The sequence below is a fragment of the Fictibacillus terranigra genome (assembly GCF_030412265.1).
Taxonomy (GTDB): Bacteria; Bacillota; Bacilli; order Bacillales; family Fictibacillaceae; genus Fictibacillus_C; species Fictibacillus_C terrinigri.
In genome coordinates, this window is sequence record NZ_JAUHLN010000003.1 from 215117 (window position 1) to 238805 (window position 23689).

Annotated in this window: 26 protein-coding genes; 1 reads left to right on the forward strand and 25 read right to left on the reverse strand. The window is 46.6% G+C overall.

Annotated elements, in window-relative coordinates; genetic code table 11:
- Positions 1–56: 56 nt before the first annotated feature.
- The 15 genes from asnS to QYF49_RS16320 form a co-directional block, all read right to left on the reverse strand.
- Entirely contained in the window at positions 57–1349 is a 1293-nt protein-coding gene (gene asnS / locus QYF49_RS16250; RefSeq protein WP_290400653.1) for an asparagine--tRNA ligase, read from the reverse strand.
- A gap of 77 nt (positions 1350–1426) precedes the next feature.
- On the reverse strand, positions 1427–2611 hold the full coding sequence (locus QYF49_RS16255; protein ID WP_290400654.1) for a pyridoxal phosphate-dependent aminotransferase: 1185 nt from the start codon (positions 2609–2611) through the stop codon (positions 1427–1429).
- A 19-nt stretch (positions 2612–2630) separates the two neighbouring features.
- Positions 2631–3113: a cell wall elongation regulator TseB-like domain-containing protein gene (locus QYF49_RS16260; protein ID WP_290400655.1), complete on the reverse strand. Its 483-nt coding sequence runs from the start codon at positions 3111–3113 to the stop codon at positions 2631–2633.
- A gap of 12 nt (positions 3114–3125) precedes the next feature.
- Entirely contained in the window at positions 3126–3296 is a 171-nt protein-coding gene (locus tag QYF49_RS16265) for a YpmA family protein (RefSeq protein WP_290400656.1), read from the reverse strand.
- Between the two features lie 89 nt (positions 3297–3385).
- Positions 3386–6196, reverse strand: coding sequence for an ATP-dependent DNA helicase DinG (gene dinG / locus QYF49_RS16270; RefSeq protein ID WP_290400657.1), 2811 nt, complete (start codon positions 6194–6196; stop codon positions 3386–3388).
- 85 nt (positions 6197–6281) lie between these two features.
- Positions 6282–6665: an aspartate 1-decarboxylase gene (gene panD, locus QYF49_RS16275; protein WP_290400658.1), complete on the reverse strand. Its 384-nt coding sequence runs from the start codon at positions 6663–6665 to the stop codon at positions 6282–6284.
- Positions 6666–6670: 5 nt separating this feature from the next.
- Positions 6671–7531 carry a pantoate--beta-alanine ligase gene (gene panC / locus QYF49_RS16280; RefSeq protein ID WP_425589597.1) on the reverse strand — a complete coding sequence of 287 codons (861 nt, stop codon included), beginning with the start codon at positions 7529–7531 and terminating at the stop codon, positions 6671–6673.
- A 2-nt stretch (positions 7532–7533) separates the two neighbouring features.
- Entirely contained in the window at positions 7534–8367 is an 834-nt protein-coding gene (panB, locus tag QYF49_RS16285) for a 3-methyl-2-oxobutanoate hydroxymethyltransferase (protein WP_290400659.1), read from the reverse strand.
- 212 nt (positions 8368–8579) lie between these two features.
- Positions 8580–9566 (reverse strand): biotin--[acetyl-CoA-carboxylase] ligase, encoded by a 987-nt coding sequence (locus tag QYF49_RS16290; RefSeq protein WP_290400660.1) that lies wholly within the window; start codon positions 9564–9566, stop codon positions 8580–8582.
- A complete protein-coding gene (locus tag QYF49_RS16295; protein WP_290400661.1) occupies positions 9551–10738 on the reverse strand; it encodes a CCA tRNA nucleotidyltransferase in 1188 nt (395 codons plus the stop codon). Before QYF49_RS16295 ends, QYF49_RS16290 begins: the two co-directional genes overlap by 16 nt.
- A gap of 6 nt (positions 10739–10744) precedes the next feature.
- A complete protein-coding gene (bshA, locus tag QYF49_RS16300; RefSeq protein ID WP_290400662.1) occupies positions 10745–11872 on the reverse strand; it encodes an N-acetyl-alpha-D-glucosaminyl L-malate synthase BshA in 1128 nt (375 codons plus the stop codon).
- 11 nt (positions 11873–11883) lie between these two features.
- Positions 11884–12576 carry a bacillithiol biosynthesis deacetylase BshB1 gene (bshB1, locus tag QYF49_RS16305; RefSeq protein ID WP_290400663.1) on the reverse strand — a complete coding sequence of 231 codons (693 nt, stop codon included), beginning with the start codon at positions 12574–12576 and terminating at the stop codon, positions 11884–11886.
- Positions 12573–12989 carry a methylglyoxal synthase gene (gene mgsA, locus QYF49_RS16310; protein WP_290400664.1) on the reverse strand — a complete coding sequence of 139 codons (417 nt, stop codon included), beginning with the start codon at positions 12987–12989 and terminating at the stop codon, positions 12573–12575. The genes bshB1 and mgsA overlap by 4 nt, the downstream gene beginning before the upstream one ends.
- Positions 12990–13003: 14 nt before the next feature.
- Positions 13004–13807, reverse strand: a complete 804-nt coding sequence (gene dapB / locus QYF49_RS16315) for a 4-hydroxy-tetrahydrodipicolinate reductase (protein ID WP_290400665.1) — start codon at positions 13805–13807, stop codon at positions 13004–13006.
- Between the two features lies 1 nt (position 13808).
- Positions 13809–14135, reverse strand: a complete 327-nt coding sequence (locus QYF49_RS16320) for a nucleotide pyrophosphohydrolase (protein ID WP_290400961.1) — start codon at positions 14133–14135, stop codon at positions 13809–13811.
- A gap of 160 nt (positions 14136–14295) precedes the next feature.
- Here QYF49_RS16320 and QYF49_RS16325 point away from each other — a divergent pair, with 160 nt between their 5' ends.
- Complete coding sequence (locus QYF49_RS16325; protein WP_290400666.1) at positions 14296–15168, forward strand: YitT family protein; 873 nt, start codon at positions 14296–14298, stop codon at positions 15166–15168.
- 175 nt (positions 15169–15343) lie between these two features.
- Here QYF49_RS16325 and QYF49_RS16330 read toward each other — a convergent pair whose 3' ends face one another.
- From QYF49_RS16330 to hisC, 10 genes are all read right to left on the reverse strand, one after another.
- A complete protein-coding gene (locus QYF49_RS16330; RefSeq protein ID WP_290400667.1) occupies positions 15344–16021 on the reverse strand; it encodes a zinc metallopeptidase in 678 nt (225 codons plus the stop codon).
- 73 nt (positions 16022–16094) lie between these two features.
- The gene (locus QYF49_RS16335) at positions 16095–16880 is read right to left on the reverse strand and encodes a sporulation protein YpjB (RefSeq protein ID WP_290400668.1); all 786 of its coding nucleotides are present in this window, start codon (positions 16878–16880) and stop codon (positions 16095–16097) included.
- Between the two features lie 59 nt (positions 16881–16939).
- A complete protein-coding gene (lhaT, locus tag QYF49_RS16340) occupies positions 16940–17527 on the reverse strand; it encodes a lipoprotein heptaprenylglyceryl N-acetyltransferase LhaT (RefSeq protein WP_290400669.1) in 588 nt (195 codons plus the stop codon).
- Positions 17528–17594: 67 nt separating this feature from the next.
- Positions 17595–18353: a menaquinol-cytochrome c reductase cytochrome b/c subunit gene (locus tag QYF49_RS16345; protein ID WP_290400670.1), complete on the reverse strand. Its 759-nt coding sequence runs from the start codon at positions 18351–18353 to the stop codon at positions 17595–17597.
- 132 nt (positions 18354–18485) lie between these two features.
- A complete protein-coding gene (gene qcrB / locus QYF49_RS16350; RefSeq protein ID WP_053358068.1) occupies positions 18486–19157 on the reverse strand; it encodes a menaquinol-cytochrome c reductase cytochrome b subunit in 672 nt (223 codons plus the stop codon).
- Between the two features lie 3 nt (positions 19158–19160).
- Positions 19161–19664 (reverse strand): Rieske (2Fe-2S) protein, encoded by a 504-nt coding sequence (locus QYF49_RS16355; RefSeq protein WP_290400671.1) that lies wholly within the window; start codon positions 19662–19664, stop codon positions 19161–19163.
- 134 nt (positions 19665–19798) lie between these two features.
- The gene (locus QYF49_RS16360) at positions 19799–20260 is read right to left on the reverse strand and encodes a YpiF family protein (protein ID WP_290400672.1); all 462 of its coding nucleotides are present in this window, start codon (positions 20258–20260) and stop codon (positions 19799–19801) included.
- 89 nt (positions 20261–20349) lie between these two features.
- Positions 20350–20886 (reverse strand): ReoY family proteolytic degradation factor, encoded by a 537-nt coding sequence (locus QYF49_RS16365; protein WP_290400673.1) that lies wholly within the window; start codon positions 20884–20886, stop codon positions 20350–20352.
- Positions 20887–20995: 109 nt separating this feature from the next.
- A complete protein-coding gene (locus QYF49_RS16370) occupies positions 20996–22255 on the reverse strand; it encodes a tetratricopeptide repeat protein (RefSeq protein WP_290400674.1) in 1260 nt (419 codons plus the stop codon).
- A gap of 320 nt (positions 22256–22575) precedes the next feature.
- Positions 22576–23688 carry a histidinol-phosphate transaminase gene (gene hisC, locus QYF49_RS16375; RefSeq protein ID WP_290400675.1) on the reverse strand — a complete coding sequence of 371 codons (1113 nt, stop codon included), beginning with the start codon at positions 23686–23688 and terminating at the stop codon, positions 22576–22578.
- Between the last annotated feature and the right edge of the window lies 1 nt (position 23689).

The window sequence follows — 23689 nt, forward strand, 5'->3', positions numbered from 1 at the left end:
AAACCTCCAGTAAGGAGGTTTTTGTCATAAACCTCTTGTTAGGAGGTTTTGCATAATCATGGATATAAACGGTTTAACAGTCTTGGGAATGGGATGGTTTCACGTACGTGTTCTGCACCTGTAATCCAGGCCACCGTACGCTCCAGACCAAGTCCGAACCCGGAATGCGGAACGCTTCCGAATTGGCGAAGCTCCAGATACCATCTGTAAGCATCATCTGTTAATCCATGCTCTTCATAGCGTGCTTTCATGAGCTCCAGATCGTCGATACGCTGGCTTCCGCCGATGATTTCTCCGTATCCTTCCGGAGCAATGAGGTCCGCACACAGCACCACATCATCACGTTCTGGATGCGGCTTCATGTAGAAAGCTTTGATCTCTTTCGGATAGTTTGTAATAAATACAGGCTTGTCAAAGCTCTCTGCGATCGCCGTTTCATGCGGAGCCCCGAAATCTTCTCCCCATTCAATGTCATCGAACCCTTTATCTTTCAGCAATGTGATCGCATCATCATAGGAAATGCGAGGGAAAGGAGCTTTCACGTTTTCCAGTTTAGAAAGATCTCGGCCAAGTACCGTAAGTTCAAGTTTGCAGCGCTCAAGGACAGTCTGGACGACATGGCTCACAAATTGCTCCTGGATTTCGAGAGATTCTTCATGCTCTACGAAGGCCATCTCAGGCTCGATCATCCAGAACTCGATCAAGTGGCGGCGCGTCTTTGATTTTTCAGCTCGGAACGTCGGACCAAATGAAAATACTTTTCCGAGCGCCATCGCTGCGGCTTCCATATAGAGCTGACCGCTTTGAGAAAGGTAGGCGTCCTCGTCAAAATATTTCGTATGGAACAGTGTGGTCGTTCCCTCTGCAGAGCTTCCAGTCAAAATCGGCGGGTCCACTTTAATAAACTCGTTCATATGGAAAAATTCATACATGGAGTGGATGATTTCATTCCTTACCTTCATAATGGCATGCTGGCGTTTAGAACGCAGCCACAGGTGGCGGTTGTCCATCAAGAACTCTGTTCCATGTTCCTTCGGTGTGATCGGGTAATCGACTGCCTCATGGATCACTTTTACATCTGTAACAACCAGTTCAACACCTGTCTGTGAACGGTCGTCCTGCTGCACTTTTCCAGTGACATAAAGACTCGTTTCCTGTGTAAGTCCTTTTGCTGTCGTCCAGATGTCTTCAGCTACTTCGGCTTTCACGACGACTCCCTGAACGAAGCCTGTCCCGTCCCGCAGCTGCAAAAAAGCAATCTTGCCGCTGGAACGTTTGTTGCTCAGCCATGCACCGATCGTAACGGTTTGATCGATATGGCTTTTTAATCGGGATATAGTAGTTTTCACGTGACACCCTCCAAAATGTTCTATGTATAAGTGATTATCGTCTAATCACTTATAAAAATCAAATGGCCCAAAAGGGATTATTTGCTGTTTTTCTTCATGAAACGTTCGATGCGTTCCAATGCTTCCTCAAATTTCTCCAATGATGTAGCATAGGAAAGCCTGACGTTATCCGGCGATCCGAAACCTGAACCAGGTACGAGAGCTACCTTTTCTTCCTCCAGCAAGGCCGCGACCCATTCATCTACAGTTGAGAAACCAGTCAGCTGGATTGCTTCTTTTACATTAGGAAACAAGTAAAAGGCTCCTTTAGGTTTAACGCATGAAAAGCCTGGGATCTGGATCAGTTTTTCATAGACGGTATCGAGTCTTGACTCAAACGCTTTTCTCATCATTTCTACCGGCTCCTGGCTTCCTTCATAGGCAGCAATCGCCGCATATTGGGAAATGGTCGACGGATTCGATGTGCTATGGCTGTCCAGGTTCGTCATTGCTTTGATGATCGTGCTGTTTCCAGCCGCATAGCCGATTCTCCATCCTGTCATCGAATGCGACTTGGAGACACCATTAATAATGATCGTTTGTTCCTTCAATTCAGGAGAAACCTGAGCGATGGATACATGTGATGCTCCCCCATAGGTCAGCTTTTCATAGATTTCATCTGAAACGATCAGGATATTATGTTTTAAGCAAACCTCTCCGAGCTGCTTCAGTTCATCTTCTGAATACAGGGAACCTGTCGGGTTGCTCGGGGAGTTGATGATGATCGCTTTTGTTTTATTGTTCACTGACTCTTCTAGCTGGGAAGGAGTGATTTTAAACGCATTCTCTTCTTTTCCTTCTACATAGACCGGAACCCCTCCGGCAAGTTTTACTTGTTCCGGATAGCTGACCCAATATGGAGTTGGGATGATCACCTCATCACCGTCATTGAGCAGGACTTGAAAGAGTGTGTACAATGATTGCTTTGCACCTGTTCCGACTACGATCTCGGCAGGTGAATAATTTAAGTTTTGATCTTCTTTAAATTTCCGCGATATAGCATGTTTCAATGAGAGCAGGCCGCCTGAAGCCGTATACTTTGTGTGGCCTTCCTTCATCGCCTGGTAGGCTGCTTCGATAATGTGGTCCGGTGTATTGAAATCCGGTTCCCCGGCTCCAAGACCAATTACATTATGACCCTCTGCTTTCAGAGCATTAGCCTTTGCTGTGATTGCCAGTGTAGTTGATGGTGTCAATGCTTTAACTCGGTTTGCCAGTTCCATTTTCTTTCATCCCTCGCTTTTAGATTTCTTCTTTTATACTATATTTTTTATAGCGTTCTCCGTTCTCGAAGTACCCGTAATAGAACGTATGCCTACCTTTAGCATCCAGATAGACGGCTTCCCATACTACTTGATCGTGCTCCATGCCGAGCCGGAGCGCGACCCATTTTTTCGGGTTTAAATTCCTGTCGACATAGGCTTTCATCTGTTTTTCCGTCAGTCCGTCGCTCTGTTTAACGAGCTTTGTTTTATTTTTGGGGCCAACAAGGACAAAGACGTTTCCATTTTTTTCAGAGGTTCCTTTGACGGTCTCATACGCCTGGTTTCCGTGGTAATAATCGACGCTGTCGATCCGCGACAAGCCATACTCGTCCTTTGCGGCCTCCACGGCCGTGCTCTGGCCGGCTTCTTTATCCGAAAGGATTTGACGATACAGTGAGATTCCCTGCCAGAAGAGAACTGCTGCACAGACAATCACTAAAACAACCCACCATTTTTTCATTTTCGGCCGCCTCTATGTCTTATAGATGGTAAATATCATTGTATTTTGGTCTTGTTCATCAAGTGCCAGGCCAAACATCACATCTTTTGTTTTCAGCGTTTTATTCAGCTCGGTCACAACTTTATACAAGTCCGGCGATTTCTTGACCTTTACCGTGGAAAGAACCTCAATCCTGCTTTCCAAAGTGTTTCCTCCTTACAGCTGGCTTCATTCTTCTCGTTTCTTACTATATCAAACTTCAGCCCGTTTGGGGACAGCCTTCTCTAATCTTTTCATGACTCGTCCATCCAGCCCTCAAGATCGGTCAGAAGATCATGCATCAATCCCTTTTGAACGGGTACGGACGGCAATGATGTTATAAAGGACTTGCCGTAGCGCGTTTCGGTGATCCTCCTGTCAAAGACAAACACAACACCGGTATCCCGCTGTGTACGTACAAGCCGGCCAAACCCTTGTTTAAAACGGATGATCGCCTGAGGAAGAGAAAGCTCCATAAACGGATTGCCTCCCTCAGCTTTCAGTTTTTCCGCTCTCGCCGCCGTTACCGGATTATCCGGCGGAGTGAAAGGAAGACGGATGATCACGAGGCAGGACAGATCGTCTCCGGGGATATCGATGCCTTCCCAAAAACTGCTCGTTCCGAAAAGGATGGACTGGTCAAACTTCTTGAAGTTCTTTGTCAGCCGTGCCCTGCTTCCGCTGTCGATTCCCTGCCCGAAAAGCACAAACTCATCTTCTGTGATGATGCTTTTAAAAACATTGTAAGTCTCCCTAAGCATCTCGTTGGACGTAAACAAAACGAGCATGCGCCCTTTGGTCACTTTTGCGATCTGGCAGAGCTGGCGGGCGATGACAGAAACGAATGTCTCCTGATCCACTTCATTGATCAGCGGCACATCAGTCGGAACCATGAATTTTACTTGCTGATCATAGGAAAAAGGTGAAGGAAGATTTGCCGTGATCGGACCAAAATCATCGAGTCCCAGCCTTGATGTCATATACTGAAACGAGTTTCTGACAGAAAGTGTAGCTGAAGTGAGAATGACACTGTTCTTCTTCGCAAAGAATTCATCAGCCAGCAGATCACTGATCACGATCGGTTTGCTGTAGAGATAGACCGCATTCTTTGCGCCCTTCGCCTCCACTTCACACCAGAACACCTCGTCATCGTTCACTTCTTTCAGCAGATGGCGCAGCTTTTCTTTCTCTTCTTCTAGCTGGTTTCTCAACCCGTCAAAATCTGCCAGCATCCCTTTTTGGGCAAAATTCATATGCTCTTCGTTTTCATCCGCTAATTTTTTCACTTTCTTCAGTGATTTCCCAAGATCACCTAAGCCAAAGAGCGCACGCTGGACCATCTCCAGAATCGCCTGCCACGTTCCATTCGTGCTTTCCCTTTCACCGTACCTGTAACTCACGCGACCAAAGTCGTTCATACTGCTCTTCCTGGCTTGCAGTACATAAGACCGGATCGAGCGGAACATTTCGTCGAGCTCCATCTTCACTTCGGGCAGTTCTTTCCCCAGCTGTTCCAGCACCCGTTCAAGACCTGGCAGCTCAACCGTCTCCTCCAGTTGATAAAGCTTCTTCACCAACCCGCTGTCATTATCAATCCCAATTCGTTCAAGGATTCTAGTGAAGACGAAGTAATCGGTCTGGATACCAAAATGGTCGCTGACCACTTCTTCCACATGATGGGCTTCATCAATGATGACTTCTTTGTAGGAGGGCAGCAGCTGTGACTCAGATTTCACATCGCTGAAGAGCAGGGCATGATTGGTGATAACCAGATCAGATGATAGAGCCGCCCTCCTTTTTCGATGGTAGAAGCATCTGGAAAACCATGGGCAGCGCTGGTTGAGGCATGAGGCAGAATCGCTCTTCACCTGATGCCAAAAAAGCTTGCCTCCTGACGCAAGATTCAGTTCTTCCACATCACCTTGATCAGTCTCTGTCAGCCAAACGAGTAATTGGGCTTTCGTGAGGTTGGTATCATAATTGTCTTCGGAAAAATCATCCAGCGACTGTTCAAACTTTCGCAGACAAAGGTAATTGTTCCGTCCCTTTAAAACGGTCGCATGGAACGGGAAAGGCAGGATGTTTTTCAGGATCGGGATATCTCTTTCCATCAGCTGCTGCTGAAGCTGAATCGTATGGGTGCTGACAACAATAGGGCGTTCCTCCCGTTTTCCATAAAGAATAGATGGGATGAGATAGCCCAATGACTTGCCTACTCCCGTTCCAGCCTCTATCATGGCGTGCTGATGGTCCTCCATTGCTTCATATACCATTTTCATCATCATCTGCTGGCTGTCACGAACTTCATAGTGTTCCATTTCCTGTGACAGATCTTCCAGAAGATCTGCCGGATCCATCTTGACCTGCAAAGGATCCTCATCTTTCTCGACCGGGGAAAAAGATTTTATAGCAAGCTGCCTGAAATAGTCCATTCCCCTATCGTCTTCAATCTTAGAAGATTTGGAGATGATAAGGTCCTTGACGATTTCTTCCAGACTGCTCTGCATCTTTTTAAGAAATGGCTCCATCCGCTGCAGGGTGAGCAGAGGAAGCGTGGACAGTTTCTGAAGCAATTCGATCAGCAGATAAGCCGTTACTTCCGCATCACTGTCCGCTTTATGGGGATTTTCATGCTCGATGCCAAGATAGTCTGCCAGCTGTCCGAGCTGATAGCCGTCAGCCTGAAGCAGGAGGACACGCGAGAGCTCGACCGTATCCAGGAGAGGACCTGTAAATCGCTGATACCCGCTGTTCTCAAACTCTTCCTGCAGAAAGTTCAGATCAAATAAAACATTGTGTGCGACAAAATAAGATCCTTCGAGCATCCGGAGGAGGACAGGCGCCACCTCTTCAAACAAGGGAGCATCCTTGACCATCCTATCATTAATGCCGGTCAGCTGTTCAATAAACGGAGGGATCGGAACCTTAGGGTTAACAAAGGAAGAGAACCTGTCTACAATTATGTTATTTTCAACAACAACGGCACCGATTTGAATGACCCGGTCTCCGCGGGCAGGAGCGTTTCCTGTCGTTTCTACATCTATGACAACATAACGGTTGTTCATCCTTTCTCACCTCAGTTCAATCGGCACGGTGGTTCCTTGCATGACACCAAGCCTTTGTAAATAGAAAAACCCCTTGAGCAAGGGGTTAAAGAATCGTTGAAGCCGGTTCATAACCTAAAATTTCTGTAATTCGGTTATTCTCATCCATAATGGCAACCTTAGGCTGATGGTAAGAAACTTTTTCCTCTTCGATCATGGCATAGGAGATAGCAATAATCACATCACCCTCTTGGACGAGCCGCGCAGCAGCTCCGTTCAGGCACATAACTCCCGTTCCTCTGGGGCCAGGAATGATATAGGTTTCAAATCTCGCTCCGTTGTTGTTGTTGACGATTTGTACCTTTTCATTCGGCAGCATGTCAACCGCATCAAGAATATCTTCATCTATTGTTATGCTTCCCACGTAATTTAAGTTCGATTCCGTCACGCGTGCGCGGTGTATTTTGCCTTTCATCATCGTTCTGAACATACGAATCACCTATATTTCCTTCCATCAGGATTAATGGTTATATTATCAATCAATCTCGCATTCTTAAACTGCACGGCGAGGGCGATAATCATTTCTCGGTCTGTTTCATGGGCTTCTTCCAGCTCCGGATAGGATAAAATCTCAAAATAGTCCACTTTTCCGCTCGTTTGCTTCTCTAAATACTCTACCATTTTTTCTTTAATGTGTGTAATATTTTCTCTTTCCAAGAGACGTTCTGCAGCCTCCCGGAGGGTCCTGTACAAGGCCGGCGCCTCCTGTCTCTCCCTTTCAGAAAGATAGACGTTCCTCGAGCTCTTGGCAAGCCCGTCTTCTTCACGCACCGTCGGGCAGGGAACGAGCTCTACCGGAAAGTTCAGGTCCGAGATCAAGCCCTGAACTACAGCAACTTGCTGGGCATCTTTCATTCCGAAGTAAACTCTGTCCGGAGAAATAATATGAAACAGTTTTGTCAGAACGGTAGCCACTCCATCAAAATGGCCTTCACGTGTTCTTCCGCAGAGCGTATCCACCCTTTTGTTTACTCTCATAGTTACAGATGGTTCAGATGGATACATCTCCTTTACATCAGGATAGAATACTGCGTCCACCCCATAATTTCGGGCAACCTGTTCGTCACGTTCAAAATCCCGTGGATAGCGGTCGAAATCTTCATTCGGGCCAAACTGCAGAGGGTTGACAAAGATACTCAGAATACAGAAGTCATTCTGTTTTTTCGACTGTTCCAGGAGTGAAGCGTGCCCCTCATGGAGGTAGCCCATCGTCGGTACAAAACCGATCGATCTCCTTTCCGCCTTCGCTTCGGCGCTGAATGCGCTCATTTCGCTGATGCTCTTGATGATCTTCACCTTTATTTCCCTCCGTAAAGCGCTTCTGCTTCTTCCGGCTTCATCGTAAATGAATGCTCTTCAGCAGGAAACGTTCCTTTTTTCACTTCTGCGATATAGCCTTCAATACCCTTTTTCATCCCTTCGGCACAATGGGCATACATCTTCACAAACTTAGGTACATGGTGGAAACCGTAGCCGACAAGGTCATGGTATACAAGAACCTGGCCATCCGCCGAGCTGCCTGCCCCGATGCCGATGACAGGAATTTTGACGGACTCTGCCACAAGCTGAGACAGCTGCTTCGGCACACATTCAAGGACAAGCGAGAACGCTCCTGCCGCTTCGATCGCCAAGGCATCCTGAAGCAGCTGTTTAGCTTCCTTCGCTGCTCTTCCCTGGACTTTGTATCCGCCCAGCACACCAGCGGTCTGTGGGGTCAGCCCGAGATGGCCGACGATGGGTACGCCCGCCTCAACCAAAAATCCAATCGTTTCGATCACAGATTTACCGCCTTCAAGCTTAAGAGCGTGGCTTCCCGTTTCCTGCATGATTCTCATCGCGTTTTTCACCGTTTCCGCCCTGCCTGCATGATAGCTCATAAAAGGCATATCGGTGACGATGAACGTGTTCGGGGCTCCCCGTTTTACAGCTCGGGCATGATGGATCATATCCTCCACGGTGACCGGCACTGTCGAATCGTAGCCAAGGACCACCATTCCGAGAGAATCACCGACGAGGATCATGTCCACTTCGGCTTGCTCCGCAAGCTGTGCGGATGGATAATCATAAGCCGTGATCATGGCAATCTTTTCGCTCTGCTGCTTCATGGCTATGAAACTTTGTGTTGTCTTCATCCTTTTTCCTCCTTTTTTCGGAGGAACAGAGGAAAAACCCCTCAATAAAACAGAGGGGTACAATACATCTTTAAAAACCTCGGAATCCCTCTGTCCCGGTCCTATTATGGATCTAGGCAGATGTAACGCTATCTGTCAAAACGTTCACAGAAAGTGCAGTTCCCGCTCCGCGGGATACCGCCTTTTCTACACTCTATAATGTACCACATAATTTACATTCCGGGTATCTCAATATCCGCTGAATAGATCGAATGAACCTTTCCATCATCATCTTCAAGGAGCAGGATGCCTTCATCAGTGATTCCTTTCGCCACTCCCTCGAGCTGCTGGCTGGCGGATCTTACCCTGATTCGCCTTCCGATGCTGTGTGCGTACCCTTCCCACAGCAGTTTTATGAGACCAAAACCATTCCTTAAATATTCTTGATAGAGCAACTCCATCTCTTCAAGGATGGCTGCGATCAGTTCAGCCCGCTTTGTTTCTTTTCCGGATTCAATCTTCAATGATGTGGCGATCTCCCTTACATCCTCGTTAAAATCTTCACTCGTTACATTTACATTGAGTCCGATTCCAATGATTACAGCATGAACACGGTCCGCTTCCGCCTGGAGTTCGGTCAGGATGCCCACCGTTTTTTTACCTTTGATCAATATATCATTCGGCCATTTGATCTCTGCATTTAGGCCTGTCACTTTGTAGATCGCTTTCGTTACACTTACAGCCGCGAGAAGGGTAAGCTGCGGGGTTTTTTGAAGCGGAATATCCGGCCGAAGGATAAGGCTCATCCATATGCCTGTGCCCTTTGGTGACTGCCAGGGCCTCCCGAGCCTGCCCCTTCCGCCTGTCTGTTCATCTGCCACTACAAGTGTTCCCTCCGGCTTTTGTTCGTAAGAAAGCTTTTGGGCAATTTCCTGTGTGCTTTTCACTGACTCTTCATATACGATGCTCTTGCCCAATACATCTGATTTCAGACGGGCACTGATCTCATGTTCAGTGACCCGGTCGGGAGAAGAAACGATACGATAACCTTTCCGTTGAACGGCATCGATCACATATCCTTCCTTACGCAGTTCTGTGATATGCTTCCAGATTGCGGTCCGGGAGCAGTTCAGTTGATCACTGATCTGCTGCCCGGAAACAAACGCGCCTTCATTCTGAATAAGCATCTGAAGCAAATGCTGTCTCATTTTTCCTTCCAACTCCTCACCCACTCCATGATGGCACTTTTTTCGTTGATAACTTCCCCCTCCACAACGGCCTGTTCAATCTTTCGCAGCATCTCCTGAATCCATGGCCCTTTCATTCTTTCATTATCCTTGACCACGTCTTTTCCGTTGATAGCCAGTTGTTTCCGCTGATGAATCGGCAGCTCCCGAAAACGCTTCTGCACCAAAGTCAGCATTTCGCCAACCGGTTTGCCTTTAATGACGTTCATCACACGCTGACAGGATACCGCCTGCTCTTCTCCCAGATCATAAAGATCCATCCGCGCAAGCTCATCCTTCCCGAGATAGCCGATAAGCTGCTGCACTGAACGGATCAATGCATTGGACTGTTTCCAGGCTTTTAAAAAAGCTGCAGAGTCTTCAACCCCCAGCACGAATAGAAGCGCAGCCCATCTTTCCTCATCATGCTCGAGTCCGGTCCATTGTACTCCGTACAGGGAATTTGCAGAGTTCTTGTATCGATGAAGTTCAGGCAGAGAAAAAACGAGCTCCGATTTAAAAATGAACTTAAGGCAGGAAGGTGCTTCAACACCCCTTAAAAGTTTTATAAATTCCATCGCAATGCGTTCAACTGCGATTGCTTTTAATTGATCGGCCAGAGCTGTACACGCTTTCTCTGTCTCTGCCTCCAGTGTAAAGCCCAGAACCGACCAAAATCGGAGAGCTCTCATGATGCGGAGCGGGTCTTCCATAAAGCGCTTTTCAGCGGCACCGACAGTCTTGATTTTCTTTTCCTTAAGATGCTGCCGGCCGCCGAACGGATCATGCAGGTTTCCGTCTTCATCCATCGCGATGGCATTGATCGTAAAATCTCTTCTTGAAAGATCCTCTACCAATGAATCGATATACTCAACAGAGGACGGATGGCGCCGGTCCGTGTAAGTCCCTTCTTTTCTAAACGTCGTCACTTCGTAGGAAACATGCTCCATGCGCACAATGACGGTCCCGTGTTCAATGCCGACTGGGATCGTCTTTGAAAAAAGGGAACGAACCTCCTCAGGGCGCGCAGACGTAGCGATATCAATATCCCCGATTTCGCGATTCAACAGATAGTCTCTCACACATCCGCCCACTAAATAAGCCTGATGGCCAGCTTGAAGCAGCTTGCCCATGATCACCCGTGCTCCTCTAAAAAGATCGCTCATATTATCCTATCCTTCTAGCACACTGTAATATAATTCTTCATAATCTCCCACAATTTTGGACGAATGGAAATGATCCCTGACGTGCTGCATCGCTTGATATGCAAACGTATGCTGTTTTTTCTCATCGGTCAGGATGGAAAGTGACGCTTCAGCGATGCCGTCTATGTCTCCAAGCTCGCAGATATACCCTGTCTCACCATCGAGAATCACCTCGGGAATACCTCCAATATTCGTGCCGACAACGGGCACACCGCAGGCCATCGCTTCAAGGAGAACGAGCCCGAAGCTTTCTTTCTCTGAAAGAAGAAGCTTTAGATCACTGATGGAAAACAGCTCTGCCACGTTCTCTTGTTTACCGAGAAAGAGCACGTGCTCCTCAATATGAAGCTCCTCCACCAGTTTACAGGCGACCGTAAGTTCTGGCCCGTTTCCGATCAGAAGGAGTTTTGCTGGAATTTTGCTTACGATTTTATGAAACGCTCTGATCACATCCGGGACTCTTTTGACCGACCGGAAATTGGAGATGTGGATGATTACCTTTTCTTCCGGTTTAATGCCATATCCCTCTTTCAGATGCGTGGCTTCCAGTTTGAAGTATTCCCTTTCGTCCACAAAATTGTGGATCGGCTGAATCTCGTTTTTCACACCGAGGAGCTTGTATGTATCATCCTTCAGGCTGTTGGAAACAGCGGTCACAGCATCTGAGTTCTCAATGCCGAACTTGATCATCTCCTTTAAAGAAGGATCGTATCCGAGCACCGTGATGTCTGTTCCATGGAGCGTGGTAACAATTTTAAGTTTTTCGCCAGTCATCTGCTTAGCGAGGAAGGCACAGACCGCGTGAGGGATCGCATAATGCGCATGAATGATATCCAGCTTCTCCCGTTTGGCCACCTCTGCCATTTTGCTCGCAAGCGCCAGGTCATACGGCGGATATTTAAAGACCGAATAGTTGTTTACCTCTACTTCATGATAAAAGATGTTGGAGTACACCTTGCCGAGCCGGAAAGGCAAGCTTGAGGTGATGAAATGAATCTCATGGCCCTTTTCTGCCAGCAGCTTTCCAAGCTCCGTCGCTACCACACCTGATCCCCCTACAGTAGGATAACAAGTAATTCCTATTTTAAGCTTCATAGCGCTTCTCCTTATAAATTCTTCAATAATAGGGGCCGTTTTGTCATGAAGCCTTCCGCATACCCTACTCCCGCCTCATGCCCGAACATCTTCTCACGTGCGCTCACTGACTCGATATAGCCGTTGACCAAAGGGGTATCAAAACTGTCATCCCGCTTCACGAACTGGCTCTCATAACATTGAAGAGCGGCTATCTTCTTCTTATAAACATTTGAAACATCGACCATGACCTGAGGCTTTTGAAAACCGTTGATAAAATAATAATAGATTTTCTTTACGCGGTGAGGCGGCAGGCTCTCTGGATCCACAATGTTTCTGACACCCGCGGAAAAAGCGGCTTCCTCTGCCAGCCTTGAACAGTTGCCATGATCAGGATGCCGGTCCTCCCAGTAAGGAATAAAAAGACAATCAGGTTGCTGCTTCCTGATGACGGAAACGATTGCCAATATGTATTCTTCTTTCATCTGCAGCCCGCGGTCTGGCAGCCCCAGATTGAGCCGCTCGGAAACTCCCAACACCGCGGCTGCCCGTGCCGCTTCTTCCTTTCGCAGCTCTACCGTTCCATTGGAAGACAATTCAGCTCTTGTCAGATCACAGATCGTCGCCTTGCCGCCGTTGGCCGTGTGAATCGATATCGTGCCCGACATCCCGATCTCTACATCGTCGGAATGGGCGCCAACCGCCAGCCAGCTTTCTTTGTTCATGATTGATGACCTTCTCTTTCTTTAATAATCGTTCTCCAGTTGAAATCTCCTCGTTCCATCGCCCGGATAAAAAGCTCCCCGCTCGCCACGTTGGTCGCAACAGGAATCTGGTATACGTCACAGAGGCGGATGAGCGCAGAAATGTCCGGTTCATGCGCCTGTGATGTTAAAGGATCGCGGAAGAAGAGCACCAGATCCATTTTATTCTGGGCGATGAGCGCGCCGATCTGCTGGTCACCCCCAAGCGGGCCGGATTGGAACCGATGAATGTCCAGTCCGGTTGCGTCCATTATTTTTTGCCCGGTCGTCCCCGTAGCAAACAGCTCATGTTTTTTTAAGATTGGTTCGTAAGCCATGGAAAAGTTAATCATTTCCTGCTTTTTATTATCATGCGCAACCAAGGCGATTCTCATCGTTCCCCCACCCTTTACTCGATAATATTTTCTAAGCCGTAAACAAGATGATCCAGATTCACAACCGCTTCCACCGCCATCTTAACACCCGGCATAAACGAAGTGCGGTTCATAGAATCATGTTTGATCGTTAACGTTTGCCCTTCACCGCCTAAGATCACTTCCTGATGGGCTACAAGCCCCGGCAGCCTCACACTGTGGATTCGGATACCATCAAGTTCAGCGCCTCTTGCCCCAGGCAGATCCTCCCTCTCTTCAGGATGCCCCTGGGATTTTGGCTCTCTGACCTCCCTGACCAGCTGAGCCGTCTTCAGGGCTGTCCCCGACGGAGCATCCAGTTTTTGATCGTGATGCTTTTCTATGATCTCAACATCCGGCAAGTATTTCGAAGCCATCTGCGCAAATTTCATCATCAAGATAGCGCCGATGGCAAAGTTAGGGGCGATGATCGCTCCCAGTTCCTTTTCTTTTGCCAGATTCTGCAAGCGCTCCAAATCTTCATCCGAGAAGCCCGTCGTTCCGATCACCGGACGGACATTATGCTCAAGCGCCTGTTCCAGATGGACTTTTCCAATTTCCGGCTTTGTTAGATCGATTAATACATCCGGTCGGATCTCCGCGAAACACAATTTCGCATCATCGAAAACCGGGACATCAAGAGAAGGCATTCCTTCCAGATCACTAACCTTCTTTCCGGCATTTTTGGAATCAATCACTGCCGCCAGTGTAAAGTGCGGGGTTCCGCTGACCATACTCACCGCTTCTCGTCCCATTTTTCCTCTTGGTCCTGCAATGACAATAGATATTTGTTGATTCATATTACTCTTTTTCTCCTTCCTCGATGCGTGTCCATCTGTCCTTATCTCTTGTTTTGAATTTATTCATGACCATATCAAAGGCTTTTTCCATACTAATATCGAGCGAATTGGCAAAACATAGTAAGACAAATAAAATATCACCCAATTCTTCTTCTATGGTCTGTTCTTTTTCGGTCGATTTTTTTGGTTTTTCACCATAATAGTGGTTCACTTCACGGGCGAGCTCACCAAGCTCTTCTGTCATCCTGGCCATCATCGCAAGAGGACTGAAGTACCCTTCTTTAAATTGGCCGATATATGTATCAACTTCTTGCTGCAAATCCTGCATGGTTTTTTTCAATACGATCACCTCTTCGTCAATCCTATGTTTATGTTAGCGAAGAATAAGACATTTGACAAATTTCATGAGCGATTGAACACCCCAACTTTTTCCTATATAATGAAAACGCAAAACGATAGGCAACGCATAAGTTTCAGGAGGCACATTCATGACATTTCCGATTCACAGCAAAAACGTAATTTTTATTTTACTGGGATCCGCCATCTTTTCATTTGGCATCGTCCACATCAATATGGCAAACAATCTCGCGGAAGGCGGGTTTACCGGGATCACCCTTCTTCTTTACTTTTTGTTCCACATTGACCCTTCCTATTCCAATCTTGCGCTCAACATTCCTCTTTTCTTCGTGGGTTGGAAGCTTCTTGGAAAAAACGCATTCATATATACTCTAATCGGCACGCTGGGAGTCTCATTGTTCTTATTTCTGTTCCAGCGCTATTCAACGATTTCGATTAACCTTAAACAGGACATGACGCTCGCTGCGCTTTTTGCCGGCGTATTCATCGGCATCGGGCTCGGCATCATCTTCCGCTTTGGGGGAACAACAGGCGGAGTTGACATCATCGCTCGGCTCGGCCATAAATTCTTCGGCTGGAGCATGGGAAAGACCATGTTTATGTTCGATGCGGTGGTCATCACGGTATCCCTCATTTACCTTAACTACAAGGAAGCGATGTACACGCTAGTCGCCGTTTTTATCGGTGCCCGTGTGATCGATTTCATGCAGGAAGGTGCCTATGCAGGCAAAGCCGCGATGATCATCTCTGAGAAAAATACCGAGATCGCCGCACTGATTATGAAAGAGCTTGACCGCGGTGCAACCCTTCTCAACGCCAAAGGGAGTTTTACAGGGAGCCAGAAGGAAGTTCTTTATTGCGTTTTCGCGCGAAATGAAATCGTCCGGCTGAAGCAGGTGATCGAACGGGTCGATCCCCACGCCTTCGTAACCGTTAACGATGTACACGAAGTGCTGGGCGAAGGATTTACCCTCGATAGCGACAAGAATCCGATAGGGAACTAAGAAACATGATTCATTTCCGAAAAAGCATGTTGAAGGAATTGACCTTCAACATGCTTTTTGTGTACGGTTCAATTGACCACTCATTTGAATCCATTCTCTGCTCAGGTGTTAACCCAATCCCTCTTTTACGGCATGAAACCATAAAAAACCCCTGCCTGAGCAGGGGCTTTCATATTTAATCATCATTATTCATTCCAAAGAACATTAGAACAAACCGGAGAAGCTCCAATACTGCAACCAATGCTGCAGCCACATATGTCAGTGCGGCGGCGTTAAGGACTTTTCGCGCCTGCCGCTCTTCGTTGTTCCGGATCATGCCGGTGGTTACGATCTGATCCATCGCACGGCTGCTGGCGTTAAATTCGACCGGAAGTGTCACCAGTTGAAAGAGTACAGCGGCCGCCATAAAGATGATACCGACTAACAACAGATTAGCGGAAGCGAAAATGGCTCCTGCAATAATCAAAAGGTAAGCAAAATTCGAGCCGAGGTTCGCAACCGGCACTAATGCATGCCTGAAGCGAAGCGGTGCGTAGCTTTCTTTATCCTGGATGGCATGGCCGACTTCATGCGCGGCAACTGCAGATCCAGCGATGGAATGGCCGTAATAGTTCTCTTCGGATAAGCGGACCACTTTGGAACGGGGATCATAATGGTCGGACAGCCTTCCTCTGACCGGTTCAACTGCGACATTGTAGAGCCCGTTGCGGTCCAATATCTCACGGGCAACTTCGGCCCCTGATTTACCTGTTGAGTTTTCAATTTTTGAATACTTGTTATAGGTGCTTTTTACCCTCATCTGAGCCCAGATCGGGATAATCAGCAATAATGCAAAATAGATGAGAAAAGACATTTATCGCATTCCTCCACTATAGTTGATACTTTAATTTTAAAGATTTGCAGGACGTTCTGTCAATCAGAATGCTCTATCGCTTCTCTACTTCTTTTACGTTTTCCTTCTCCGCTTTGTATTTTCTCCATCCTACGTAAAATAATGTAGAAAAGATGATTCCCCCGATGGAAAAGATCAGCCAGAACAAGGAAGGTTCAGCGTTGTCTTCTTTTGCCGCAAACAATTTTTCGAAATCGGATCTCACGGATTCCAGCTTTCTTTTATCGGCTGAAGAGGTAAAGATGCGGTTCCGGCTGATGTCGATAAACTCTGCATCCTTATCCACCCGGTCAAAAAATGTGTCCGTCACATCCATGCTGACGGCCGGACGGATCATGGAGTAGTTGGCCAAAAATTCATTGGCAGCCTCCTGATATTCCTGGCTTTGATTGTTTCGTAAAGAAAGCTGCATATGCTTTAGTGGATTGATGAGCTGATACTCTGTTTGTTTCCATAGTGGCTGGTGATCGGATATGAGAGCGTCAACCAGCAGCCTGACCCCTGTAAGCTGGTGGATCTTCACATCACGCGGTTCTTCCGCTCTTCCCAGTGTTTCGATTGTATCCTCCATCGTAACATCCACCATGCGGATTTTATCTTCACCCAGATCCGTTTTTAAGGCGCCCTTGCCGAATTGAGATGACAAGTAGAAAAGGACTTCGCTCGCTTCTTTATACCGTTCCTCTTTGGCAAGCTCCAGCGCTTTATCCGATAATTGAGTGACGTTGTCAAGGCTGCTTGTTTGGCCCCCATTCGCATGTGCCGCGACTGGCAGACAAACAAGCAGTATACTGAACATAGCGGCAAATATAAATTTCATTCCCTGTCCCTCCCATACGGTATAACAAATCATATGTGGAAACGGACAAGGTTAGACCTTTATTTGCCAGAAGAAGCCGGCCGATCCCTCGTTAAATAATAAACAAGAATTACCGAAACAGCGCTGAGCCAGAACGTAAGATAACCGATCAGCTGCATGTGTTCCCAAAGAACATCATACCTTGGCATCATGCCGTATACATAGTCGACGATCTCGTTATGAAAGGCCCAAAGAGCCGCTACTGCCAGATGACGGAGGCGAATCCGATAGTATGAAGTGTACAGGAGCCCTTCCACCGCCATTCCAAGATGAGAGAAGATCAGCATGTAGTTCGCCAAATACAGTGGAGGGTCCACGAGACCGCCGGCAATATTCATTCCGACTGCCCATATTCCGTACTTAAACAGGCTGACTGCCGCCAGCGCTTCAATATAGGGAAGATTTTTTCCAACTAGAAAGGCAATGAGCACGAAGACAAAGAACAGACTTGCCGTCGGGCTGTCCGGTACGAAAAGAACGAACTTCAGCGGGGTTTCCGCGAGCTGGTCTTTATACCAGTAATACCCGTAGGCCGTTCCAAGAATATTGATGATAAGCAAACTGGAAAGGAACCATTTTTGCTTCAGGATTCCATATAGATAGATCATTTTTTCCCTCTCCTCACTTGCCGGTTGATGTAAAAAAAGCTGACTATGAAAGCCAGCTTTTTAGATGTTACTTTTCTAATTTTGAGATAAAGGTTGCCAATTTTTTCAAATCAGCTTCATTGCCTTTATAAGCGTTTGCAGGCATAGCTCCTTTACCCTCTTTGGCGATTTTCATGATCTCTTCAGGTTTTAATCCTGTGCCTATGAGCGAAGGCCCCGTTCCGCCTGTCAGTTCTGATCCATGACAGCCTACACAGGATTGGCCTTTGAACACTTGATAGCCCGGATCGTTCTTGTCAATATTGCTCTCAACGATCTTACCCTGTTCTTTCGCCTTTTCCCAGTCATGGGTAACCACTGACTCCCATGTTAAATATGTAATGGAAATAAGGGCAAGCAGCATTAATCCTGTGGCGACAGGTCGGCGCGAAGGACGGCGTTCAGGACCTCTGTCCAGCCATGGTGCCAGCAGCAGCGCTCCAAAAGCAAGTCCAGGAATAACAATCGTTCCGATCAGAACGTAATCACCGGCAGCGTACTTGTATTTTAAAAGCTGATACAAGAAAAGGAAATACCAGTCAGGAAGCGGAATATATCCTGCATCTGTCGGATCTGCCTTACGCTCCAGCGGAGATTCGTGAGAAATGGTTAAGATTAAATACCCTATTAAAAAGACGGCACCTACCATCCATTCTTTCAAAAGGAAGTTTGGCCAAAACGCCTCCGTTTTTCCGGGATATTCAGAATAATCCTTCGGGATGTTCGGTTTGCGCTCTGCAGGAACACGGGAGTCTCCTACAAACTTCATTCCTTTGCCTCGATGCATCTTTCTCCCTCCCTTTTTTAGCGGCCCAAAGCCTCTATGCCCTGAAGCATGTCCGCTTTGTCCGCCAAGCTGTATCTCTATTGCAGAGAATGTCTTTCAATTTCAAAAATAAAGATAATTAAAAAGGCAATTTTACAACGGACCTGAGATACCTTGTTTGCGGATCATGATAAAGTGGGCACCCATTAGCGCCAGCAGTGCAGCTGGCAGGAAGAAAACATGAATCGCAAAGAAACGCGTTAATGTCTGTGCTCCGATAATCTCTCCGCCTGCAAGGAACGTTTTTGCGATCGGTCCGATCACAGGAATGGTTTCTGCGATCTGAATCCCTACTTTTGTAGCGAACAGCGCTTTCATATCCCAAGGCAGCAAATAGCCTGTGAAACCAAGTCCAAGCATAACACCAAAAATAAGTACTCCAACTACCCAGTTTAATTCACGTGGTTTTTTGTATGCGCCCTGGAAAAATACGCGCAAGGTATGTAAAAACATCATAACGATTACCAAGCTGGCTCCCCAGTGGTGCATCCCCCTTACGATCACTCCGAATGCCACCTGGTTCTGAAGGTAATAAACGGATTCCCAGGCATTGACGATATCCGGAACATAATACATGGTCAAGAACATTCCAGACAAGATTTGGATGACCGTAATAAAGAACGTCAATCCTCCGAAACAATAAACGAACGCGGAAAAGTGATGGGCCGGGTTAACGTGCTCTGGCACTTCATGGTCAGCCACATCGCGCCACAGCGGCGTAATATCCAAGCGTTCGTCTACCCAATCGTAAATTTTTTGCAGCATTTATTACGCCCCCTTTCGTGGTTTTGCCTTTCCTAGATACAACTTGCCGTCCTTCACCTTGCTGTCATACTCATCAAGAGGCGCAAGAGGCGGTGTGCCTTTAATATTCGTACCGTCTTTTTCATAACGGCCTCCGTGGCAAGGACAATAAAATTGGTTTGGGTGGCTTGGATCTGTGTTCCAGTCAATCGTACAACCCAAATGCTTACAAACCGGTGAAAGCGCTATTAATTCACCCTTTCCGTTTTTGTACACCCATGCAGATTGGGTGACCTCCGATTCGTACCATCCGTCTTTTTGCTTGATCTTAAAGTTGAATCGCTTTGGTTCCTTGCCGATCTTGCTGACTTCAGTAACCGCTACCATATCCTGGTCCGCACCCTTTTCAAGGATGGGGTCGATGGCAAAACGCACCATAGGCATGAGCATCCCTGCAGCCATGAATCCTCCGACACCTGTCAATGTGTAGTTCAAAAACTGGCGCCTGGAGATATCTTCCTTAGACATTTCGTTTCCCCCCCTTGCTGTAAATAAAGTCCATCCGGACAATTGTTTTACACACATATTACTAGGACATTAACATGATAGCGTAAGTTGTCTTTTACTGTCAATATGAACATGTATCTCCAGTACTTGGTTTTTCAGCTTTCCTGCCACTTATGGAGAATGATCTGAAACAGCTGCTTGACCTGTTCTTTGATGATCTCTTCTTTGTATGAAGGATCCATTGTTTCCATCGGGATGACAGGCATCCAAAGGAGATTTTCTCCCAGCTTCTGTTCACTTTTTTTCCATTCGGCATCACTCGTAAGGAAAAAAATATGCCGGAACCCTTCCTCTTTGAGTTCCTTTACCCATGACAGGAGCCTGGATATGAGAGCTTCTTCACTATCATGTTTTAAATAGGTAAAAGCGGGCATCAGAAATAAACGGCCGTGAAGCTGCCGTTCTGTTTCTTCAGCGATCAGAAGGGAATAATCGGCCATTCCGGCGCTTGTTTTCATGGAAATCCCGAAGGAGAGGGGCTGCAGAGGGATGACAACCGTATCGACGAACTCTTTTGACTGCTGATAAACTGTAATATCACCTGATCTCCATTTCATCTGTGAAGCTCCTTTATGCAATAATAGTTTGCTGTTTACTCCATCGTATCAAAAAACAAAAAATAAAACCCTCTTTTTTAAAAAGAGGGCTACAACTTTCTAAGTTCGTCAGTCAGCTGCTGGAACGTTTCTTCATCTTTTTGATCCAGCGCACGGTCAATTTTTACGAGAATTTTTTGTTTTTTAAACTGAGACACCGATTGGTCCAGAATCAGTTCTGCCCACAGGCCGTATTTGCGGTCTGTCACCATATTGTCAGGCAAATGCGGGTTTTCTTCCAGCACAGAAGCGTACTCGGGTGTCAACCTTGAAGAATTAAAGTTCAATTCGATAAAGATATCTTCTTCGTGATTAAGACGGATATCGTGGAATGATTTTTCCGCATCCGTCGTTAAAACATTCTGTTTATAAAAACGGAACGGGACACCATCCGTGCATTGAGCGGACATAATAATGGCTTTAGGGCAATACTCTGCTTTTTCGACAAAGTGAACCTTTTCCATGAGCTGGTCGTCACTGACAAGGTAATTTAACAACCAGACGCACTCACGTTTTTTTAGTTGATAATGATTTAAAAACCATTTGATAAAATCCTTTTTTTCAAGGACAGAAACGGTGCTGCTCATTGTGATCCCCCCATCATTCCTAACCAAAGTATATTACTTTAGTATATTCTTGCCCTGCTTGTTAAATCCTTCTAACCGGAAAGAATATTTACAGAAAAAAGCGGGTGGTTTAGAACTCTTCCAGCCTGCTGATCGTCTCCTCCACATGGTGAAGGTTCGGGTTCAGTGATAAGGCATGTTTCAAGATGCCCGCTGCCTTGACAGGTTCTCCTTCTTCAATCAGAAACATTCCGTACTCTTCCAGGAAAACTTCATGATTTTTAAAATAAGGATAGGCCCCTTCATATTGTTCTCTGGCAAGTTTATATTCTTCTGATTCCTTGTATGCAAAGGCCAGATCCCATATTATCTCGGGTGTCTCATCACCTTGTTCTGCCACATGTGTGAGCAGTTCGATCATATCGTCAAAACGTTCTTCTTTTTTCAGCATGGATGACAAATGAAGGACAGCCTCTGCATTTGATGGGTTAAGCGCAATCACTTCCCTCGCATACTTTTCGCCTTCTTCTCTGTTTCCGGTACGGTACATGAGGCGCGCCGCACGCACTTTAAGGTCTTCATTGAATTCGTCTTTGCTGATTCCTTGCCTGATCACCTCGACCGCTTCATCGAGAGCTCCTTCTTCCTCATAGGAGGCGGCAAGCAATGGATAGAGAGTTGTATATTCAGGATCCAGTTCTTTTAATTCTTCCAGAGCAGAAATGGATGTTTTATACTCCCCTGTTTTATGCGCCGTCAATCCGTATCCGAACAGACTGTGCAGTTCCTTTTTCAACTCCAGCCCTTTTTTATAATACTCGAGAGCTTCTTCAAACTTTCCGCCCCTGCTCAGTGCCTCAGCAAGCCTCAGGTAAAGGTCTCCTTCCGGAAGCGTCGAAGCAATCGGTTCAGCTTCCTTGAAGAAGGCGGCACTCTTGATAAAATCGCCCCTCTCTAAATACAGTTCACCAAGAGCATAGGCAAGGACAGGCTCGTCCGGTCTCGTCTTCTTGGCCTTCAGCAGCTTTTGTTCTGCTACTTCATGAAGCCCCTGCATAAAATAAAGGTCTGCCTGCAGAAGGAGAGATTGGACGTAGGAATCGTCATTTGCACTGATCTGTCCCAGTATTTCAAGAGCTTCGTCTTCCTTTTCCATCTCGATGAGCAGCTCGGCGGCAAAGATGCCGAGGTCCCCATCCTCAGGATAAAAAGCTCTTAGCTGTTTGACGATTCCCATCGCTTCCTCTAAATGTCCCCAGTTTTCATAGACCCTTGCGATTGTGTAGAGCGTTTGATGGTCAGCTTCTTTTCTAAGTAACTCAATGAGCTTCATGCCCTCCTGGACATGTCCCATTTCAACAAGGGTGATGGCTTCCTGTAACTTTTCCACGAATAAAAACTCCTTCTCTCACGGCAGTCTGTTTGGTAACCATTATACATGAGAGAGGGCGTCCGCATCAAAATGTACGTCTTCAACTGCCGCCCTTATATAGACAGGCTATGAGCAAGCAGATAAAGATATGAGTATTTCAAAACAAAAAAAACCCTGACTTTGAAAGCGCTGTCAGGGAAAACAATAATATGGATAGGAGTGGAGAGAAACCATATTAGTTATATTATAGCAGTCCCGACGTAAAAATCAACAGTATTTTTCGAAAATTTTGAATTTATCGAGAGAGAGACCAAGCCGGCCTCTCTTCTCCAGATGATTTATACCGTTTCTTCTTTCACGTTTCCAGACTTCAGTAAATAGTTTTCCAGGTGTTCAATGATCTCACTGTTCTGCTCTTTGTCACCGATCGTAATCCTCAAGCTTGTCGGAAAACCTAAGGCAGCACCCGAACGCACGATATAGCCTCTTTCCAGGAGATGCTGGAACAAAAGGTTCGAATCCTGTTTAAAATCAATGAGGATAAAATTGGCCTGGGAAGGATAATAGTCCAATCCTCTTGCCTTGCAGAAATCATAGAATTGCTGCAGGCCTTCTCTGTTTCTATCAGAGCAGGACTTGATGAATTCCTGATCTTTAATCGCAGCCCGAGCCGCTGCCTGTGCAATGCGAGAAGTGTTGAACGGTTCTCTGGCAGGTTCAATGGCAGTGATGAGCTTCTCATTACCGATCCCGTAACCGATTCGCAGCGCAGCCAATCCATAGGCTTTAGAAAATGTCCTTAGGATGACGAGGTTTGGATACATATCCAGGAAAGGGATGGTTTCCGGAAAATCATCGGCTACTACGTATTCATAGTAGGCTTCATCGCTCACGACGAGCACGTTATCCGGAACATCCGCCATAAATGACTTGAACGATTGTTGATCAATATAGTGGCCTGTCGGGTTATTAGGGCTGCAAAGCCAAACGATCCTTGTTTGGCCGTCAATAGCCTTCAGCATGCCATCCAGGTCATGCTCTCCATTAAGCAGCGGAATCTCGCGTACTTCTGCACCTTCAATGACGGCGTTATGCTTGTATTGCGGAAAAGTGTTCGCTGCCATGACCGTGTTCGTGCCTTCACGAAGGAAGCTTCTTGACAAGATCTGCACGACTTCGTCGGATCCGTTGCCAAAAATTAAGCTGCCTTCTTTGACTCCTAAAAAACGTGAAAGCTCCTCCCTGAGTTCTGCACTGTATCCGTCAGGATAAAGCCCAAGATTAGCGGCCTCTGCTGTGATCGCATCTTTTACAGACGGTGAGCTTCCATAAGGATTTTCATTGGATGCCAATTTAACAATTTTGGACAGCCCGTATTCCCTTTTCACTTCCTCAATTGGTTTGCCCGGCTGATAAGGTTTTAAATTTAATAACTGTGATTTTGCCTCCACA

Excerpts from the sequence above, each read along its gene's own strand:
- QYF49_RS16255 (WP_290400654.1), bottom strand. The coding sequence starts at position 2,611 with ATGGAACTGGCAAACCGAGTTAAAGCATTGACACCATCAACTACACTG.
- QYF49_RS16260 (WP_290400655.1), bottom strand. The coding sequence starts at position 3,113 with ATGAAAAAATGGTGGGTTGTTTTAGTGATTGTCTGTGCAGCAGTTCTC.
- dinG (WP_290400657.1), bottom strand. The coding sequence starts at position 6,196 with ATGAACAACCGTTATGTTGTCATAGATGTAGAAACGACAGGAAACGCT.
- panD (WP_290400658.1), bottom strand. The coding sequence starts at position 6,665 with ATGTTCAGAACGATGATGAAAGGCAAAATACACCGCGCACGCGTGACG.
- panB (WP_290400659.1), bottom strand. The coding sequence starts at position 8,367 with ATGAAGACAACACAAAGTTTCATAGCCATGAAGCAGCAGAGCGAAAAG.
- QYF49_RS16295 (WP_290400661.1), bottom strand. The coding sequence starts at position 10,738 with ATGAGCGATCTTTTTAGAGGAGCACGGGTGATCATGGGCAAGCTGCTT.
- bshA (WP_290400662.1), bottom strand. The coding sequence starts at position 11,872 with ATGAAGCTTAAAATAGGAATTACTTGTTATCCTACTGTAGGGGGATCA.
- bshB1 (WP_290400663.1), bottom strand. The coding sequence starts at position 12,576 with ATGAACAAAGAAAGCTGGCTGGCGGTTGGCGCCCATTCCGACGATGTA.
- mgsA (WP_290400664.1), bottom strand. The coding sequence starts at position 12,989 with ATGAGAATCGCCTTGGTTGCGCATGATAATAAAAAGCAGGAAATGATT.
- dapB (WP_290400665.1), bottom strand. The coding sequence starts at position 13,807 with ATGAATCAACAAATATCTATTGTCATTGCAGGACCAAGAGGAAAAATG.
- QYF49_RS16320 (WP_290400961.1), bottom strand. The coding sequence starts at position 14,135 with ATGCAGGATTTGCAGCAAGAAGTTGATACATATATCGGCCAATTTAAA.
- QYF49_RS16325 (WP_290400666.1), top strand. The coding sequence starts at position 14,296 with ATGACATTTCCGATTCACAGCAAAAACGTAATTTTTATTTTACTGGGA.
- QYF49_RS16330 (WP_290400667.1), bottom strand. The coding sequence starts at position 16,021 with ATGTCTTTTCTCATCTATTTTGCATTATTGCTGATTATCCCGATCTGG.
- QYF49_RS16335 (WP_290400668.1), bottom strand. The coding sequence starts at position 16,880 with ATGAAATTTATATTTGCCGCTATGTTCAGTATACTGCTTGTTTGTCTG.
- lhaT (WP_290400669.1), bottom strand. The coding sequence starts at position 17,527 with ATGATCTATCTATATGGAATCCTGAAGCAAAAATGGTTCCTTTCCAGT.
- QYF49_RS16345 (WP_290400670.1), bottom strand. The coding sequence starts at position 18,353 with ATGCATCGAGGCAAAGGAATGAAGTTTGTAGGAGACTCCCGTGTTCCT.
- qcrB (WP_053358068.1), bottom strand. The coding sequence starts at position 19,157 with ATGCTGCAAAAAATTTACGATTGGGTAGACGAACGCTTGGATATTACG.
- QYF49_RS16355 (WP_290400671.1), bottom strand. The coding sequence starts at position 19,664 with ATGTCTAAGGAAGATATCTCCAGGCGCCAGTTTTTGAACTACACATTG.
- QYF49_RS16360 (WP_290400672.1), bottom strand. The coding sequence starts at position 20,260 with ATGAAATGGAGATCAGGTGATATTACAGTTTATCAGCAGTCAAAAGAG.
- QYF49_RS16365 (WP_290400673.1), bottom strand. The coding sequence starts at position 20,886 with ATGAGCAGCACCGTTTCTGTCCTTGAAAAAAAGGATTTTATCAAATGG.